The organism is Mesorhizobium sp. PAMC28654 (assembly GCF_020616515.1).
Taxonomy (GTDB): Bacteria; Pseudomonadota; Alphaproteobacteria; order Rhizobiales; family Rhizobiaceae; genus Mesorhizobium.
The window spans coordinates 822,628-839,386 of record NZ_CP085135.1 but is presented as its reverse complement, the minus strand read 5'-3'; the positions used below and the strand labels follow the sequence as shown (position 1 = coordinate 839,386).

Below are 16,759 nucleotides of genomic sequence, written 5' to 3'. Positions count from 1 at the left end.
CTAGCCAGAAGACCGGCAATGTGCAACGCGGAATGACGCCACATTAAGGCGCATTTGGGAAAATTGCTGGCCTTCGGCCTTGGCCGCGACTAGGACCAATCAGCATGACTGACGCAAGTAAAATTCAGGCTTCGGGCACGGATGGCAAGGTCGCGGTGGTTATCGTCGCGGCCGGCCGTGGTGCGCGCGCCGGACAGGCCAATGGGCCGAAGCAATATCAAAGCATTGGCGGCAGCGCCGTCATCGCACGGACACTGGACGTGTTCCTGGCACATCCACGGACCGGCCCCGTCGTTGTAGCCATCCATGCCGACGATCTCGATCTGTTTCAGCAGGCGGCAAGCGGCCATGCCGACAGGATAATGATGGTCATTGGCGGAGCCACAAGGCAGGATTCCGTCCGGCTCGGCCTGCTGGCGCTGAGGAGCCACGCACCGGGACAGGTACTGATTCATGACGCCGTCCGGCCGTTCGTCGACGCCGAACTCATCGACCGCACGATTGCCACCATCGGTGAGCGTCAGGGGGCACTGCCTGCCCTGCCGATTGCCGATACGCTGAAACGGGAATCGGCTGCTGGCATGATCGGCGAAACGGTTCCGAGGGCGGGATTGCATGCCGCCCAGACACCGCAGGGTTTTCCGTTCTGGCCGATACTGGCAGCGCACGAAAAAGCGCATCATCTGGGAAAGAGCGACTTCACCGACGACGCCGCGATCGCCGAGTGGGCGCATATTCCAGTAAAAATCGTTCCGGGCTCGCCGGACAATGTCAAACTCACCTGGGCAAGGGACATTGCCATGGCGCACCAGCGACTTTCCGGCGAACGGATGCACTTTCCAGATATCAGGACCGGCAATGGCTATGACGTCCATGCCTTCGAGGCTGGCGATCACGTCACTCTGTGCGGCGTCGCCATTCCGCACGACAAGAAGCTCTCCGGTCATTCGGACGCCGATGTTGGCCTCCATGCCTTGACAGATGCGCTGCTGGCCACATGCGGCGCCGGCGATATCGGAACGCATTTCCCGCCCTCCGATCCGCAATGGAGGGGCGCGGCGTCACGTATCTTCGTCGAACACGCGGCTAAACTGGTACGCGAACGCGGCGGGCGCATCGCCAATGCCGATATCACGCTGATCTGCGAAGCGCCGCGGGTCGGCCCGCATCGCGAGGCGATGACATCAGCCCTTTCCGACATGCTGAGGATTTCCCCTGACCGAATTTCGATCAAGGCGACAACCAACGAGAAGCTCGGTTTTGTCGGCCGCGAAGAAGGCATAGCGGCAATCGCCACCGCTAGCGTGGTGTTTCCCGGTGAGGTCCCGGAATGAACAATGGTGATCTGGCGAATGCGTTATTTCGAGCCTGCCAGCAGCGTGGCATCATGCTGGCGACGGCCGAGAGCTGCACCGGCGGCATGATCGTTGCTGCCATGACCGACATCGCCGGTTCTTCGGCCGTGGTCGATCGCGGCTTCATCACTTATTCCAACGAAGCCAAGATGGAGATGCTTGGCGTTTCCGCCGCCACGCTTGAAGCGCATGGCGCGGTTTCGCGCGAAACCGCGATGGAGATGGCAAGCGGCGCCCTGGCCCGCTCGCGGGCCGGGTTGACACTTGCGGTCACCGGCATTGCCGGTCCCGGCGGCGGGTCAGCGGAGAAGCCTGTCGGCCTGGTCTGGTTTGGTGTCGCCTTGGCCGGCCAACCGATTCTCGCCGAATGTGAGCAGTTTGCCGACAATGGCCGTGATTTCATCCGACGCGAAACGGTCAAGCACGCGCTCGAACTTGGCCTGCAGGCACTCGACGAAGGTCAGACCGCGGGGGTCTTGCCGTAGATAACGTCCGCGCGCTTCTCGAAAGCCTCGGCGAACATGCGGAAGGCGCGGTCGAACATGGTCCCCATGACCGCGCCCAGAATGCGGCTCTTGAACTCATAGTCTATGAAGAAACGGACATCGCAGCCGCCCTCCGCCGGCTCGAAACGCCAGACATTGGTCAGGTATTTGAACGGACCGTCGATGTACTTGACGTCGATCGCCTTCTCGTCCGGCTTCAACAACACCTGCGTGGTAAAGGTTTCGCGGATCGCCTTGTAGCCAACGCTCATGTCGGCCAGGAGGATCGTGCGCCCGTCACGCTCCTTGCGCGAACGCACCGTCAGCGCCTCGCAAAGCGGCAGGAACTGCGGATAGGTCTCGACATTGGCGACCAGCGCGAACATCTGTTCCGGCGTGTGCGATACCCGGCGGGTTGCTTCGAATTTTGGCATGAAACCAGCGGATTAGGCTGATTTCTTCAGGAGCGCTTCCCGCGCTGCGCGTAGTCGGGCGAAGTCGTCGCCGGCATGGTGCGACGAGCGCGTCAGCGGGCTCGACGCCACCAGAAGGAAGCCCTTGGTCTTGCCGATCGTCTCGAACGACTTGAACTCCTCCGGCGTTACGAAGCGTATCACCGGATGATGCTTCTTCGACGGCTGCAGGTACTGACCGATGGTCATGAAGTCGACATTGGCCGAGCGCAGGTCGTCCATCAACTGCAGGATTTCATTCCGCTCTTCGCCGAGGCCGACCATGATGCCGGACTTGGTGAAGATCGAAGGATCGAGTTCCTTCACGCGCTGCAGAAGCCTGATCGAGTGGAAGTAGCGCGCGCCCGGACGAACCGTCAGATAGTTGGACGGCACGGTTTCCAGATTGTGGTTGAAGACGTCGGGCCTGGCAGCAACCACTATCTCCAGCGCGCCTTCCTTGCGCAGGAAATCAGGTGTCAGGATTTCGATCGTCGTCAAAGGTGTCGCTGCCCTGATGGCGCGGATGACTTCGGCGAAATGCCGGGCACCGCCATCGGCGAGATCGTCGCGATCAACCGAGGTGATGACGACATGGGTCAGCCCCATCTGCTTGACGGCATGCGCGACGCGGGCCGGCTCATCAGCATCGAGCGCGGTCGGGATACCAGTGGCGACGTTGCAGAACGCGCAGGCGCGCGTGCAGATTTCGCCCATGATCATGAAGGTGGCGTGCTTTTCTCCCAGCACTCGCCGATATTCGGACAGCCCGCCTCTTCACATACCGTCACCAGCTTGTGCGACTTCACGATCTCGCGCGTCTCGGCATAGCCCTTCGACATCGGCGCCTTGACGCGGATCCAATCGGGTTTGCGAAGCACCTCCTGGTCGGGCTTGTGGGCCTTCTCCGGATGCCGCAGGCGCGGCGCATTGGCGATGTTGTCGAGGACAGTGACCATTTGAAAACCCGGCTCCTCGCGACCGCCTACCCGGCGCTCGCCTTTCCAATGTCATCTAAGACTTTTCGGCGCAAAGAAAAAGGCCGCCACGGCACATGCCGCAACAGCCTTTTTCGCATAGCTGGTGTTCAGCCGTGTTAACGGCGAACCAAGCGGCCGACCCAAATCAGCAGACAGGCCCCGATAAAGCCGGTGATCAGATAGGCGGTCCAGCCGATACCGAAGACGCCAATGTTCAGGGCCTGCAGAATGGCATTCAGCACGATCGCGCCGACGATGCCGAGAATGATGTTCATCAAGACGCCCGTATTGCTCTTCATGAACATTTCGGCGAACCAGCCCGCCAAGCCTCCGATGATGATCGCTGCTATCCAACCTACGCCATTCAAGTGCATATGCCCTCTCCTTGTATGATGGGTGAAAATGCATCCGGAACCGAATTACCCCGCCGTCAAATTCGAGTCTTGCACGCTCAATTTATCATGCATTCAGCGCGCGGCCATAGGCGTCGAGCACGCTTTCCTTCATCATCTCCGACAGCGTCGGATGCGGGAAGATGGTGTGCATCAGCTCTTCCTCGGTGGTCTCGAGGTTCATCGCCACGACGAAGCCCTGGATCAGTTCGGTGACTTCGGCACCGACCATATGGGCGCCCAGTAGCTGACCGGTCTTCTTGTCAAAGATGGTCTTGACCAGACCCTGGTCTTCGCCCAGCGCGATCGCCTTACCGTTGGCAACGAAGGGGAAGCGGCCGACACGGATATCCTTGCCCTCGGCCTTTGCCTTGGCTTCCGTCAGGCCGACCGAGGCCACCTGCGGATTGCAGTAGGTGCAACCGGGAATCTTGAGCTTGTCCATCGGATGGACATTGGGCAGGCCGGCGATCTTCTCGACGCAGATGATCGCTTCATGCTCGGCCTTGTGGGCGAGCATTGGCGGGCCGGCGACATCGCCGATGGCATAGACACCGGCGACATTGGTCTTGCCATAGCTGTCGATGACGATGCAGCCGCGATCGGTCTTGACGCCGAGTGCCTCCAGGCCGAGATTCTCAATGTTGCCCTGGACGCCGACAGCGGAAATCATCCGGTCGGCGGTGATTTTCTCGACCTTGCCGTCCTTCATCTCGACATGGGCGGTGATCGAATTGGCTGACTTCTCGACCTTGGTTACCTTGGCCTCGAGATGGATCTTCATGCCCTGCTTCTCGAACTGCTTCTTGGCGAAGGCGGAAATCTCGGCGTCCTCCACGGGCATGACGGCCGGGAGCACCTCCACCACCGTCACATCGACGCCCATGGTGCGATAGAAGGAGGCAAACTCAATGCCGATGGCGCCCGAGCCCATCACCAGCAACGACTTCGGCATTTCCGGCGGCACCATGGCCTCGAAATAGGTCCAGATCAGCTTTCCGTCCGGCTCGATACCGGGCAGCGCGCGCGGGCGGGCGCCAGTGGCGATGATGATATGCTTGGCCGCGTAGGTGCCCTCGCCCTTGGTGTTCTTGGGCAGTGGCGCCTGCGGCTCCATCGGCTTCTTGGACGTCTTCGAAACGACGATCTCATTGGCCTTAGTCAGTTTGGCCTCACCCCAGATGACGTCAACCTTGTTCTTCTTCATCAGGAAGCCGACACCGCCATTCATGCGCTGCGCGATGCCACGCGAACGGTCAACAATCGCCTTCAGATCCGCCTTGATGCTGCCGTCGATCTTCAGGCCGTAGTCCTTGAGATGGTCCGAATAGTGCATGATCTCGGCCGAGCGCAGCAGCGCCTTGGTCGGAATGCAGCCCCAGTTCGAGCAGATGCCCGCCAGATGTTCGCGCTCGACGACCGCCGTCTTGAGACCCAGCTGCGCCGCACGAATGGCGGCGATATAGCCGCCGGGGCCGGAACCGATAATGATGACGTCGTAGTTCTCAGCCACGGGCTTTCTCCTGGTTCACAATTCCAGCATGACGCGCACGAGTGGCGCGAGGGCTTGACCGATATTTCGCGTGTTTTCAGCGTCTAGATGCACGCCGTCGAGCGGCGTGGTCGTCGCCACGGCGCCCGCGTCGAAGAAGCCGCAGCCGCTCTCATCGGCAAGGGCGGCATAGAGCGGCGCCAACCTAGTGGAAGCGTCATCGCCACCGGCGAACATTTCCTTGAATTCGGCGTTTTCGGTGCGACTGACCGCTGGCGGCGAAACGATGAGGATTTGCGGCGCCGGCCAGTCAAACGGATAGTCGTGACCGCGCACGATATTGATCAGGCGTTGGATGCCTTGCTTGGCCGCGACCGGATTGCCATGGATCCATGGCTTCATGTCGTTGGCGCCAAGCATGATGACGATCAGGTCGATCGGCGCGTGCGTCATCAGAACGGTTGGCAACAGTCTTGCGCCGTTGCGGTCCGCGCCGGCCAGATGATCGTCGAAGGCGGTGGTGCGGCCATTCAGGCCGTCGGCGACAACGTACACGCCGTCGCCCAACACTGCCTGCAGCACGCTCGGCCAACGGTCTTCCAGCGGATGACGGCCGCCTTCCGCATTGTAGCCCCATGTCAGCGAATCGCCGTAGCAAAGAACTGTCTTCATGCCGTCTCCCCTCCCCAGACCTGTCCGCGCCCGCGATTCGGCGGCACACGAAAAACCAATTCCAACAATGGATTCGTCATGCCGCCAGTCACGACAGTGCATCGCGGCACTGTCGGTCCGCCGGTCAAACCGGGAGTGGTTCGAGCGAGAAGGCTGGTGAAGGATTTCCGCACCGCCTTCTTCTTTCCTACACCAGCATGCCCATCGGGTTTTCGATCAGGCGTTTGAAGGCGACGAGAAGTTCGGCGCCAAGCGCGCCATCAACGGCGCGATGGTCGGTCGACAGCGTCACCGACATGACCGTCGCAACCTTGATCTCGCCGTTCTTCACCACGGCCCGCTGCTCGCCGGCACCAACCGCAAGGATCGTCGCATGCGGCGGGTTGATGACCGCGGCAAAGTCCTTGATGCCGAACATGCCGAGGTTGGACACCGCCGTGGTGCCGCCCTGGTACTCTTCCGGCTTCAGCTTGCGGCTGCGGGCGCGGCTGGCAAGATCCTTGATCTCGTTGGAGATCACCGACAGCGTCTTTTCGTCCGCCTTGCGGATGATCGGCGTAATCAGGCCGCCGGGGATCGAGACGGCGACACCGACATCGACATGCTTGTGCTTGACCATGGCGCTTTCGGTCCACGAGGCATTGGCATCCGGCACCGCCTTCAATGCCATGGCCATCGCCTTGATCACCATGTCGTTGACCGACAGCTTGTAGGCGGGCGCTTCGCCCTTGTCGGTCTTCTTCATCGGCGCCGCCGCGTTGAGCTGCGTGCGCAGCGCCAAGAGCGCATCGAGTTCGCAGTCGAGCGTCAGGTAGAAATGCGGAATGGTTGATTTGGCCTCGACCAGGCGGCGCGCGATGGTCTTGCGCATGTTGTCATGCGGGACGAGTTCATAGGAGCCGGGTTCGAACAGCTTCAGCACCTGATCGTCCGACATGGCCTTGGGTGCAGACGCCGCTGTGGTGGCGGGAGCCGCCGGAGCAGCTGCAGGCGCTGCCTTGGCTGCGGGAGCCGTCTTGGCGCCGCCACCGGCAATCGCCGCGTCAACGTCGGCCTTCACCACGCGGCCATGCGGGCCGGTGCCGGTTACCGAGGACACATCGACGCCGGCGTCCTTGGCAAGGCGACGTGCAAGCGGCGAGGCAAAGGTGCGCTCACCACCGGCATGACCATTGGCGGCAGGCGCGGCTTCCGTCTTGGGTGCGGCAGCGGCAGGTCCGGCCTTTGGTGCATCGGCCTTTGGTGCCTCAGCCTTTGGTGCTTCGGCCTTGGCGGCCTCAGCCTTCGGAGCCTCAACCTTAGCCGGCGCGGCGTCGCCACCGCCCTTTGCGGCAGCGCCAGCATCCTCGCCTTCCGCGGCAAGAATAGCGATCAGAGCATTGACCTTGACGCCTTCGGTACCGGCTGGAACGACCAGCTTCGCAACCGTGCCCTCATCAACGGCTTCGACCTCCATCGTCGCCTTGTCGGTCTCGATTTCGGCGATCACGTCACCCGGCGAAACCTTGTCGCCTTCCTTCACGAGCCACTTGGACAGATTGCCCTCTTCCATCGTTGGCGAGAGGGCCGGCATGGTGATGTTGATTGGCATGTTTTCCTCCCGCCCGGTTCAGCGATACGTGACGGCTTTGACCGCCTCGATGACCTCGCCGACATTGGGCAATGCCAGCTTTTCGAGGTTCGCCGCATAGGGCATCGGCACATCCTTGCCGGCAATGGTGATGACCGGGGCGTCGAGGAAGTCGAAGGCGCGCTGCGACACCTGGTTGGCGATGTGGTCGCCGACCGAGTTCTGCGGATATCCCTCTTCAACAACGATCAGCCGGTTGGTCTTCTTGACCGAGGCGATGATGGTGTCGAAATCGAGCGGCCGGATGGTGCGGAGATCGATGATCTCGACATCGATGCCCATGCCGCGCAGTTCCGCCTCCGCCCTCACCGCATACGTCATGCCGATGCCGAACGAGACGATGGTGACGTCCTTGCCGGTCTTGTGGATGCGCGCCTTGCCGATCGGCAGCACGAAATCATCCAGCTTCGGCACGTCGAAGGACTGGCCGTAGAGGATTTCGTTCTCCAGGAAGATGATCGGATTGGGATCGCGAATCGCGGCCTTCAGCAAGCCCTTGGCGTCGGCGGCGGTATAGGGCATCACGACCTTCAGGCCGGGAATGTGGCTGTACCAGGCGGCGTAGCACTGCGAATGCTGGGCGGCGACGCGGGCGGCGGCTCCGTTCGGTCCGCGAAACACGATCGGCGCACCCATCTGGCCGCCGGACATATAGAGCGTCTTGGCGGCGGAGTTGATGATCTGGTCGATCGCCTGCATGGCGAAGTTGAAGGTCATGAACTCGACAATCGGCCTGAGCCCGGCCATCGCCGCACCCACGCCGACGCCGGCAAAACCATGCTCGGTGATCGGCGTGTCGACGACGCGCCGTGGGCCAAATTCCTGCAGCAGCCCTTGCGTGATCTTGTAGGCGCCCTGGTATTCGGCGACCTCCTCGCCCATGACGAAGACGTCGCCGTCGCGGCGCATCTCCTCGGCCATGGCATCACGAAGCGCTTCACGCACCGTGGTCGAGACCATCTCCGTGCCGGCCGGAATGTCCGGATCGGCGGCGATTTCCGTCTTGGGAGCGGCTGCGACCGGTGCGGCGGCTGGTTTCGCGGCTTCCGCCTTTTCCTCGGCCGGAACTTTTTCCTCGACCGGGGCCTCTGCCTTCGCTGGCGCTTCCGCCTTGGCGGGAGCCGAGGATTTGCCGACATCGGCGACACTTTCGCCGTCCAGCAGCAAAACGGCGATCGGCGTGTTGACCTTGACGCCTTCTGTGCCCGCCGCAATCAGGATCTTGCCCAGCGTGCCTTCATCGACGGCTTCGACTTCCATCGTCGCCTTGTCGGTTTCGATCTCGGCGATGACATCGCCGGCGACAACCTTGTCGCCCTCGTTCTTCAACCACTTGGAAAGATTGCCCTCTTCCATGGTTGGCGAGAGAGCGGGCATGAGAATTTCGATCGGCATGTCCTTGCCCTCCCGTTACAGTACGATGTCGGTCCAGAGCTCGGACGGATCCGGCTCTGCGTCGTGCTGGGCAAATTCGGCGGCGTCGGCGACGATGTCGCGAACTTCCTTGTCTATGGCCTTCAGTTCGTCCTCGGTCGCCCATTTCTTCTCGGTCAGCCGCGCCTTGACCTGCTCGATCGGGTCATGTTCGGAGCGCATCTTCTGCACTTCTTCCTTGGAGCGGTATTTGGCCGGATCGGACATTGAGTGGCCGCGGTAGCGGTAGGTCTGCATTTCGAGGATCAGCGGTCCGTTGCCGGCGCGGCACCATTCGGTAGCCAGATCGCCAGCGGCTTTCACGGCGCGGACGTCCATGCCGTCAACCTGGATGCCGGGAATCTTGAAGGAGGCGCCACGGTGCGAGAAATCGGTCTCGGCCGACGAGCGCGAAACGGACGTGCCCATGGCATAGCGGTTGTTCTCGATGATGTAGATCACCGGCAGCTTCCACAGCGAAGCCATGTTGAAGCTTTCGTAGACCTGACCTTGGTTAGCGGCGCCATCGCCGAAATAGGTCAGCGACACATTGTTGTTGTCGCGGTAGCGATTGGCAAAGGCGAGACCGGTGCCAAGCGACACCTGCGCACCGACGATGCCGTGGCCGCCGTAAAAATGCTTCTCCTTGGAGAACATGTGCATGGAGCCGCCCTTGCCCCTAGACAGGCCGCCACGGCGGCCGGTCAGCTCGGCCATGACGCCGCGCGGCGACAATTCCATCGCCAGCATATGGCCGTGATCGCGATAGGCGGTGATCATCTGATCGCCTTCGATCAGAGCCATCTTCATACCGGTAACGACCGCTTCCTGGCCGATGTAGAGATGGCAGAAGCCGCCGATGAAGCCCATGCCATAGAGCTGGCCGGCCTTTTCCTCGAAGCGGCGGATGAGCAGCATGTGCCGGTAGGCGGCAAGCTCTTCGTCCTTGGTGAAGTCGGCGGGTTTGGGCGCTGAAAGCCCTGATTTGCCGTCGGATTTGGATTTGGCAGGCGCTTTTCTGGCGGCGGTGGCCATGCATCACTCCCTGTTGGCGTCTCTTCGCGGACATTAGGGGAGATCAGTTCTCCCCACCGATTTCAGAGAGGCTAACACGCGAGAAAGCGTTCCGCCATGCCGAAATTGCATGGCTGACATGCGTCTAAGCAGTTAAAAACATTGAAAATATTGGTGATTAACTGGAATTCAGTTATTTATTTGAGTCAGGCAGCATGATGGTAATTTCATCAGCCTGGGAAAGATTCAGCGCCCTGCGCGCTTGCTCATCGAGCATATCCTTCTCGATCGAGCCCTCGTGCAGCAGCTGGACACGGCGTTCGAGCTCGACGCGGCGCGCTTTGATGGCATTGAGCTGCCCTTGAAGATCGGCCGCCCTGGCTTCCATCTGATATCTTGAATTGATGCCGAACTCGCCATGATAGGCGTGGAAGCCGAAATAGGCCACGAACACCACGCAGAGCGAGGGGATGATCAGCCGGCCGGTGTTTCTTTGTTTATGCTGGCGTGTCCACATCGTCCAAATCCTCTGACACCTCATCTCGCCCCATTGTGCTTAATGGACGGTTACGGACTGCAGGATTGGCGGCAGCCAGAACGAAAAAGGGCGGGAATGCTCCCGCCCTTTTCCTTCGGATATGGTTCGTATCAGCCCTTGACGATGGACTTGCCGGCGTAGCTCGCCTGCTTGCCGAGTTCTTCCTCGATGCGGATGAGCTGGTTGTACTTGGCCATGCGATCAGAACGCGAGAGCGATCCCGTCTTGATCTGTCCGCAATTGGTGGCAACAGCGAGATCGGCGATGGTCGAATCCTCGGTCTCGCCCGAACGATGCGACATGACTGCCGTGTAGCCTGCCTTGTGCGCGGTCTCGACCGCGTCGAGCGTTTCCGTCAGCGAGCCGATCTGGTTGACCTTGACCAGGATCGAATTGGCGACGCCCATGCGGATGCCGTCGCGCAGCCGCGCCGTGTTGGTGACAAACAGGTCATCGCCGACCAGCTGGGTCTTCTTGCCGATCAGGTCGGTAAGGTACTTCCAGCCTTCCCAGTCGTCTTCAGCCAGGCCGTCCTCGATCGAAATGATCGGATAGTCGGCGGCGAGCTTGGCCAGATACTTGGCCTGGGCCTTGGGATCACGGGTCTTCTTCTCGCCCTCATAGACGTAGTTGCCGCCCTTGAAGAATTCTGTCGCCGCGCAATCGAGGCCAAGCGCGATTTCCTCGCCCGGCTTGAAGCCGGCCTTCTCGATCGATTCCATTATGAAGTCGAGCGCGACCGGCGCGCTCTTCAGGTTCGGAGCAAAACCGCCTTCGTCGCCGACATTGGTGTTGTGCCCGGCATCCTTCAGCTTCTTCTTCAGGGTGTGGAAGACTTCCGACCCCCAGCGAACGCCTTCGCGCAGCGACGGCGCGCCGATCGGCAGGATCATGAACTCCTGGAAGTCGATCGGGTTGTCGGCATGCGCGCCCCCATTGATGATGTTCATCATCGGCACCGGCAAGACGTGGGCCTTGGTGCCGCCGACGTAGCGGTAGAGCGGCAGGCCGGCGGCATCGGCGGCGGCCTTGGCCACCGCCAGCGAAATGCCGAGGATGGCGTTGGCGCCGAGCCGGCTCTTGTTGGGCGTGCCGTCCAACTCGATCATGGTCTGGTCGATATGGATCTGGTTTTCGGCTTCCATGCCGCCGATCGCCTCGAACAGTTCGCCGTTCACGGCCTCTACGGCGCGCAGCACGCCCTTGCCGAGGTAGCGGGCGCCGCCGTCGCGCAGTTCGACCGCCTCATGCGCGCCGGTGGAGGCGCCCGACGGTACGGCCGCGCGGCCCATCGAGCCGTCTTCGAGTATGACGTCGACCTCGACGGTCGGATTTCCACGGCTGTCCAGGATTTCACGCCCGACAATGTCGATGATGGCAGTCATTGCGATGTCCTCGATTGATCGATTGAAGCGTCGCGCACGTCTTAGCCAAAGCACCGCAAAACGCAATCGTGGCGCTGGCAAATATTGCCGACCTCCCGAGTCACGAAGCGCAAATTTCTGTCATCATAAGTCATGACGTCGGACGTGGATTTCGGGCTATGGCTGTTGTGCGCGGGGCGAAACAGAAGGGAGTTTCGCCATGTCCGAGTTGAGCGGTATCGTGAGTTTGTTCCTGATCGCGGCTGCATTCCTGACCTCGTGTGACAATCAGCGGTCGCCGCCAAAGGCGATCGAGCCGTTGCCGGCCTTGCACATCAGCGAGTAGGCATCGGACTGAATCAAAAGGCCCCGTCGAAACGGGGCCTTTTTTCGAGAGACAAAGCGTCAATGCCAGTAAGGCGCGACCTTGTAATATTTATAGGACGCGTCGCGCGTGCTCTCGCCGTCCGCGCCGGCCAGTTCGTTGATCGAATAGGCAGGAGCCGCCTCCAGCTGTTCCCTAGAAAAGGGCACGACATAGCCGTGCATCTTCTCGTCGTATTCTAGAGCAGAATCTGATCATTCCGGCTCATATCCTGTTGCGGCGAAGTAGTTGGCGCACTCGGTTGGTGTGAAGCAAGGCAGTGCGGCGCTGATGGTATCCCACAATTCCGCGACGGTTCGTGCGGCGGCTTTGCGTAGAATCGATTTCAGCTTGGAAAAGGCGTTCTCGATCGGGTTGAAGTCGGGGGAATAGGGCGGGAGGAACATCATCCTTGCGCCGGTTGCTTCGATCGCCACACGGGCGGCTGCGCTTTTGTGCGCCGGCAGGTTGTCGAGGATCACGACATCGTCGGGCCGCAGCGTCGGCACGAGAACCTGCTCGACATAGGCGACAAACCATTCGCCAGTCATCGGGCCGTCCAGGACCATTGGCGCGGTCATGCCAGTGAGGCGCAGGGCGCCGGTGAACGTCGTCGTCTTCCAATGGCCATGCGGGATTGGCGATCGGCACCGCATCCCGCGCTTCGTGCGCCCCCGCAGTCGAGCCATCTTTGTCGAGGCTCCGGTCTCGTCGATGAAGACCAGATGCTCGGGATCAAGATCGGGCTGGGCGTCGAACCAGGCGTTTCGTCGCGCCGCCACGTCTGGCCGCTCCTGCTCGCTGGCGTGCGCCGTTTTTTTTGAAGGTCATGGAGTGACGATCGAGAAACCGCCAGATCGTGCTCGTCGCAAACGACGCGCCATGCTCCTGTCGCAGCAACTCGGCGAGTTCGACCAGCGTGATGTCCACCCGCCTCTCGATCGCCGCCAGGATGATGTCGCGATACGCTTCAACGCGGTGGGACCGCCTGTCGCCGCCCTGCGGCTTTGCGCAGGTGGCTCCGGTCTCGCGCCATTCCCGGACCCAACGCACCGAGCTTGCCGCCGCCACGCCAAATCGCGCCGCTGCCGCCCGTCGCGACAGGCCGCCATCAACCGCTGCGACCACCCGAGCCCGCAAATCTTCCGATAAGGATTTCGCCATGCCATGCCGGCCTCCGAATCCAGCAGATATGCTGAATCAGATTTCCAATCCCAACGAAACCCCTATCGATTCTATCCGCTCGGATTTTGCTCTAGGCTTGCCCACGGGACGGCGTGATACTTCTCGCCAATACCGAGAAAGCCGCCAAAACCGATCACCGCGAACATGATCCCGGCCGACGTTTTGTCGAGCATGATGTCCTCGATGCTGCCGATGCTCTTGCCTTCGGTGTTGTAGACGGATGTACCGATGACGCGCGAAGCGGCAATGGCTTCGGTGTGGCCTGTCTGGGTCGTCATGATGCGCTCCTCGTTGTCGTTGAAGTATGCTTTGACAATGAGGGGCGCGGGCGAAGGTTCCCGCCTTTTTCGGTGCCGGCCGATCACTCCGCCAGGATGAACGTGACCTTCATGTTGACCCGGTAGGCGGCGATCTTGCCGTCCTCGACAACGATCTTCTGGTCCTGGATCCAGGCGCCTTCGACGTTCTTCAACGTCTTTGAAGCGCGCGCGATTCCCTTCTCGATGGCTTCATGAAAGCTCTTCTTCGACGATGAGCTGATTTCGGTGACACGGGCGACGGACATGGCTTTCCTCCTGCCAGGACGCTCATTTGCCGGGCGAGCGTACAACCGTAGCCTTGTCGTCACAAGCGTAGCCCGTGTCAGCCCTTGGCGATGCGATCGAACGCCATCAATCTTTCGAGCAGCGCCGGCATATCCTTCAACGGCACCATGTTCGGGCCATCGGAAGAGGTCGAATTATCGGGATCCTGATGGGTCTCGATGAACACGCCGGCGACGCCAACGGCGACAGCCGCGCGAGCCAGTGTCTCGACGAAACGTCGCTCGCCGCCGGAGGAGCCGCCCTGCCCGCCAGGCTGCTGAACCGAATGCGTCGCGTCGAAAATCACCGGCGCGCCGATCTCGGCCATGATCGGCAAGGCCCGCATGTCGGACACCAGCGTGTTGTAGCCGAAGGACGCGCCGCGCTCGGTGGTCAACACATTGGCGTTGCCGGAACCGGTGATCTTGGCGACGACGTTCTTCATGTCCCAGGGGGCCAGGAACTGGCCTTTCTTGACGTTGATGACCTTGCCTGTCCTGGCGGCGGCGACCAGCATGTCGGTCTGGCGCGACAGGAAAGCCGGAATCTGCAGCACATCGACATGCGGCGCCACGATCGCGCACTGTTCCTCGGTGTGAACATCGGTCAGCACGGGCAGCGAAAATTCCTTGCGCAGGTCGTCAAAGACCGGAAGCGCCGCATCCATCCCGGCGCCGCGCGTCGCCGACAGCGACGTTCGATTGGCCTTGTCGTAGCTGGACTTGTAGACTAGGCCTATGCCGAGCTTGCCGGTCAGTTCCTTGAGCGCGCCGGCCATGTCGAAGGCGTGCTGGCGCGATTCAAACTGGCAGGGCCCAGCGATCAATGAGAGCGGCGCGTTGTTGGCGAAGGTTACGTTGCCGACGGTTACGGACGAATTGGGCTTGCTCATCGGATCTCCCGGAAAATAAACGCCGCGCCCTGTCCTGGCGCGGCCTGCACGACAATGTCACTGCCACGTATGTCGTGTGCAATGCCGTTGGCTGCAAGCAGCTTCGCGGCAATCCCTGCATTCCGCACCGAAAAGACGATCGCGGCAAAGCGCAGCTTTGACGGTGCATCGACAGGCACACCGAGGCGGGTTTCGAGTTCCGCGCACGTCAGTACGGCCAACCTCGCGTTCGGCAGATCGAAGGTGTTTTCGCCTTCCGCGCCCGTGGCGATCGAAATCAATCGGCCTTGGTCACCAGGAATGTCGCTGACAGCCACGACCTCGACGATGCCGGCCGCACCATTGACATGCGCCTGTAACGCCATGCGGTCGATCTTGGGCGCATTGACCCGCTCGCAGGCGAACAGGAATGCATCCGCCGTCCCGCTGGCGGACGCGAAGGCGAGCTTGAACGATGCCATGGCGCTCTTGCCTGAGGTGTCCACGAATGCACGCGAGAAGTTCAATATATCTCCCGCCGACACGCCCGCCTCGACATAGCGGGCGTGATCGGCCTCGGCATCCCCGGTTCCCAGGACCAAGGCGGAAAATCCATCCTCGCCGCGGCTATCGCGATAGAGACGGTCACGTGCGACGAAGACATTGCCTTGCGCGATCGCCAGTGCCGCGGCCTGCGTGTTCCCCACCGCCAGCGGTTCGAGATAAGTGCCATCGGCAAGGAAGACGCAGCAGTTTTCGGTGCCGAAGGGATGGATGCCGTTCGGCGCAACGACGAATCCGAGCGAGGTCAACCGTGTTCGCGCCACATCGAGGCTGATGGTCGGCAGCACGAGATGGTCGAGCGGTTGTCTGGCGGCATGTGCTTCGGTCATACGGGCGCGATGTGCATCATTCGGCAAGGCGGTTCAAGGGTTTGATCCGGAGCCAGCGAAAATCCTGGCATTTGAGAGCAGGATACTTGCAGTTGCCGAAAGCCGGCCTACCTGATTCCGATGGGAAAGATTCTGTTCATGGCAGCAGCGATCCTCTCGATGACGGTGGTTGCCGTACTGGTCTGGAATGCGCCAAAGCGGCCCGGCGTTGATATGACCGAAACATCTGCTGTTCAAACCGAATAGGTCGGGCACCTTTCGGCTCGATATCCTCGGCAACGATATCGCCGGGGATTGTTCGCCGCGCGTTTTCCTGTGCTACAGGCAACGTCTCGAGACGCTGACGCGGGATCTCGCTCAGGCCAGGGCCACGACATCAGCGGAATAGCGCAGTTCGCGCAGCGGTTTCACCTCGCTCGTCGTCTTGGCGTAGACCGGATGCGCCTTGTAGGCGGCAAGTGCCGCCTCGTCCTCGAATTCGGCGTAGACAACCACATCGATCTCGTCCGACATCGGATCGACTTTCGTATTGAAGGTGACCTCGAAGAGACTGGAATGGGGAATCTTGCCCAACGCCAGCAGGCCGTTTCGAACAGCCTCCACATCCTCTTTGCGCCGTGCACTGAAGAAAACGATATGCCGGATCAACCCAGACTCCCCGATCGGTATACGGGCGTCTTTTGGGTCAGCAGAGCTGTCTCGTCAACAGGCAAGGATGTCGCGCCGGCGACCCGTTTGAACGTTCAGACCTTGCCGGTGACATAGCGCACGACGCGCGAAATTTCCCGCACAGTCGTGTCGAGATAGCGGCCGTGATTGTAGAGGCCGTCCCAGATCAGAAAGAACGTAATGGCGCAGATGACGATTACATAACGCATGGCTAAAACTAGCGTATGCGCATCGGCGCGGCCATAGCCATTCCAGCATTGGCAAGCGCCCTCCCCAGATCTTTTCCAAGTCTTGTTTCGTAGCCTCGCCATTCTGAAGTCGGCTTCCATGGGGCCGAAAGACACTTTGTCTGGCGACGGCGTGAAACTCGGCGTCGATTGCCCCGTAACTCTCATTGACCGACACC

The 16,759-nt window shown here is 61.0% G+C and carries 19 protein-coding genes and 2 pseudogenes; 3 read left to right on the top strand and 18 right to left on the bottom strand.

What is annotated here, in order from left to right; translation table 11 throughout:
- Positions 1-104: 104 nt before the first annotated feature.
- Complete coding sequence (locus LGH82_RS04115) at positions 105-1,334, top strand: bifunctional 2-C-methyl-D-erythritol 4-phosphate cytidylyltransferase/2-C-methyl-D-erythritol 2,4-cyclodiphosphate synthase (RefSeq protein WP_227347403.1); 1,230 nt, start codon at positions 105-107, stop codon at positions 1,332-1,334.
- Positions 1,331-1,840 (top strand): CinA family protein, encoded by a 510-nt coding sequence (locus tag LGH82_RS04110; protein WP_227347402.1) that lies wholly within the window; start codon positions 1,331-1,333, stop codon positions 1,838-1,840. The genes LGH82_RS04115 and LGH82_RS04110 overlap by 4 nt, the downstream gene beginning before the upstream one ends.
- Here the strand turns inward: LGH82_RS04110 and LGH82_RS04105 are convergent.
- The 10 genes and pseudogenes from LGH82_RS04105 to eno all read right to left on the bottom strand — a co-directional run bounded on the left by LGH82_RS04105 (position 1,816) and on the right by eno (position 11,808).
- Positions 1,816-2,274, bottom strand: coding sequence for a type II toxin-antitoxin system RatA family toxin (locus LGH82_RS04105; protein WP_227347401.1), 459 nt, complete (start codon positions 2,272-2,274; stop codon positions 1,816-1,818). The genes LGH82_RS04110 and LGH82_RS04105 overlap by 25 nt on opposite strands.
- A 12-nt stretch (positions 2,275-2,286) precedes the next feature.
- Positions 2,287-3,251: pseudogene (gene lipA, locus LGH82_RS04100) on the bottom strand (lipoyl synthase).
- A gap of 137 nt (positions 3,252-3,388) precedes the next feature.
- Positions 3,389-3,646 carry a GlsB/YeaQ/YmgE family stress response membrane protein gene (locus LGH82_RS04095; RefSeq protein ID WP_227347400.1) on the bottom strand — a complete coding sequence of 86 codons (258 nt, stop codon included), beginning with the start codon at positions 3,644-3,646 and terminating at the stop codon, positions 3,389-3,391.
- 85 nt (positions 3,647-3,731) lie between these two features.
- Positions 3,732-5,177: a dihydrolipoyl dehydrogenase gene (gene lpdA, locus LGH82_RS04090; RefSeq protein WP_227347399.1), complete on the bottom strand. Its 1,446-nt coding sequence runs from the start codon at positions 5,175-5,177 to the stop codon at positions 3,732-3,734.
- A gap of 15 nt (positions 5,178-5,192) precedes the next feature.
- Complete coding sequence (locus tag LGH82_RS04085) at positions 5,193-5,828, bottom strand: SGNH/GDSL hydrolase family protein (protein ID WP_227347398.1); 636 nt, start codon at positions 5,826-5,828, stop codon at positions 5,193-5,195.
- A 187-nt stretch (positions 5,829-6,015) separates the two neighbouring features.
- Positions 6,016-7,419: a pyruvate dehydrogenase complex dihydrolipoamide acetyltransferase gene (locus tag LGH82_RS04080; protein WP_227347397.1), complete on the bottom strand. Its 1,404-nt coding sequence runs from the start codon at positions 7,417-7,419 to the stop codon at positions 6,016-6,018.
- Positions 7,420-7,437: 18 nt separating this feature from the next.
- On the bottom strand, positions 7,438-8,853 hold the full coding sequence (locus tag LGH82_RS04075) for a pyruvate dehydrogenase complex E1 component subunit beta (protein WP_227347396.1): 1,416 nt from the start codon (positions 8,851-8,853) through the stop codon (positions 7,438-7,440).
- A 15-nt stretch (positions 8,854-8,868) separates the two neighbouring features.
- Positions 8,869-9,906, bottom strand: a complete 1,038-nt coding sequence (pdhA, locus tag LGH82_RS04070; RefSeq protein WP_227347395.1) for a pyruvate dehydrogenase (acetyl-transferring) E1 component subunit alpha — start codon at positions 9,904-9,906, stop codon at positions 8,869-8,871.
- Between the two features lie 172 nt (positions 9,907-10,078).
- A complete protein-coding gene (locus tag LGH82_RS04065; RefSeq protein ID WP_227347394.1) occupies positions 10,079-10,402 on the bottom strand; it encodes an FtsB family cell division protein in 324 nt (107 codons plus the stop codon).
- A 131-nt stretch (positions 10,403-10,533) separates the two neighbouring features.
- Complete coding sequence (gene eno, locus LGH82_RS04060; protein WP_227347393.1) at positions 10,534-11,808, bottom strand: phosphopyruvate hydratase; 1,275 nt, start codon at positions 11,806-11,808, stop codon at positions 10,534-10,536.
- Positions 11,809-12,007: 199 nt separating this feature from the next.
- Here eno and LGH82_RS33235 point away from each other — a divergent pair, with 199 nt between their 5' ends.
- Positions 12,008-12,133 carry a hypothetical protein gene (locus LGH82_RS33235; RefSeq protein WP_264484360.1) on the top strand — a complete coding sequence of 42 codons (126 nt, stop codon included), beginning with the start codon at positions 12,008-12,010 and terminating at the stop codon, positions 12,131-12,133.
- A gap of 59 nt (positions 12,134-12,192) precedes the next feature.
- Here LGH82_RS33235 and LGH82_RS04055 read toward each other — a convergent pair whose 3' ends face one another.
- The 8 genes and pseudogenes from LGH82_RS04055 to LGH82_RS33230 all read right to left on the bottom strand — a co-directional run bounded on the left by LGH82_RS04055 (position 12,193) and on the right by LGH82_RS33230 (position 16,562).
- On the bottom strand, positions 12,193-12,336 hold the full coding sequence (locus tag LGH82_RS04055) for a hypothetical protein (protein ID WP_227347392.1): 144 nt from the start codon (positions 12,334-12,336) through the stop codon (positions 12,193-12,195).
- 30 nt (positions 12,337-12,366) lie between these two features.
- A protein-coding gene (locus LGH82_RS04050) for an IS630 family transposase (protein WP_227343924.1) occupies positions 12,367-13,315 on the bottom strand; the annotation gives its coding sequence in 2 pieces (ribosomal slippage) (positions 12,367-12,973 and positions 12,972-13,315; 951 coding nt in all).
- Between the two features lie 89 nt (positions 13,316-13,404).
- Positions 13,405-13,614: pseudogene (locus tag LGH82_RS04045) on the bottom strand (PRC-barrel domain-containing protein); the annotation flags it as partial.
- An 83-nt stretch (positions 13,615-13,697) separates the two neighbouring features.
- Positions 13,698-13,901, bottom strand: a complete 204-nt coding sequence (locus tag LGH82_RS04040; protein WP_227347391.1) for a dodecin family protein — start codon at positions 13,899-13,901, stop codon at positions 13,698-13,700.
- A gap of 77 nt (positions 13,902-13,978) precedes the next feature.
- A complete protein-coding gene (gene kdsA / locus LGH82_RS04035) occupies positions 13,979-14,812 on the bottom strand; it encodes a 3-deoxy-8-phosphooctulonate synthase (protein WP_227347390.1) in 834 nt (277 codons plus the stop codon).
- A complete protein-coding gene (locus LGH82_RS04030) occupies positions 14,809-15,684 on the bottom strand; it encodes a VOC family protein (RefSeq protein ID WP_227347389.1) in 876 nt (291 codons plus the stop codon). Before LGH82_RS04030 ends, kdsA begins: the two co-directional genes overlap by 4 nt.
- A 357-nt stretch (positions 15,685-16,041) precedes the next feature.
- Complete coding sequence (locus tag LGH82_RS04025; RefSeq protein WP_227347388.1) at positions 16,042-16,332, bottom strand: Dabb family protein; 291 nt, start codon at positions 16,330-16,332, stop codon at positions 16,042-16,044.
- Between the two features lie 95 nt (positions 16,333-16,427).
- Positions 16,428-16,562, bottom strand: coding sequence for a hypothetical protein (locus tag LGH82_RS33230; protein ID WP_264484359.1), 135 nt, complete (start codon positions 16,560-16,562; stop codon positions 16,428-16,430).
- Between the last annotated feature and the right edge of the window lie 197 nt (positions 16,563-16,759).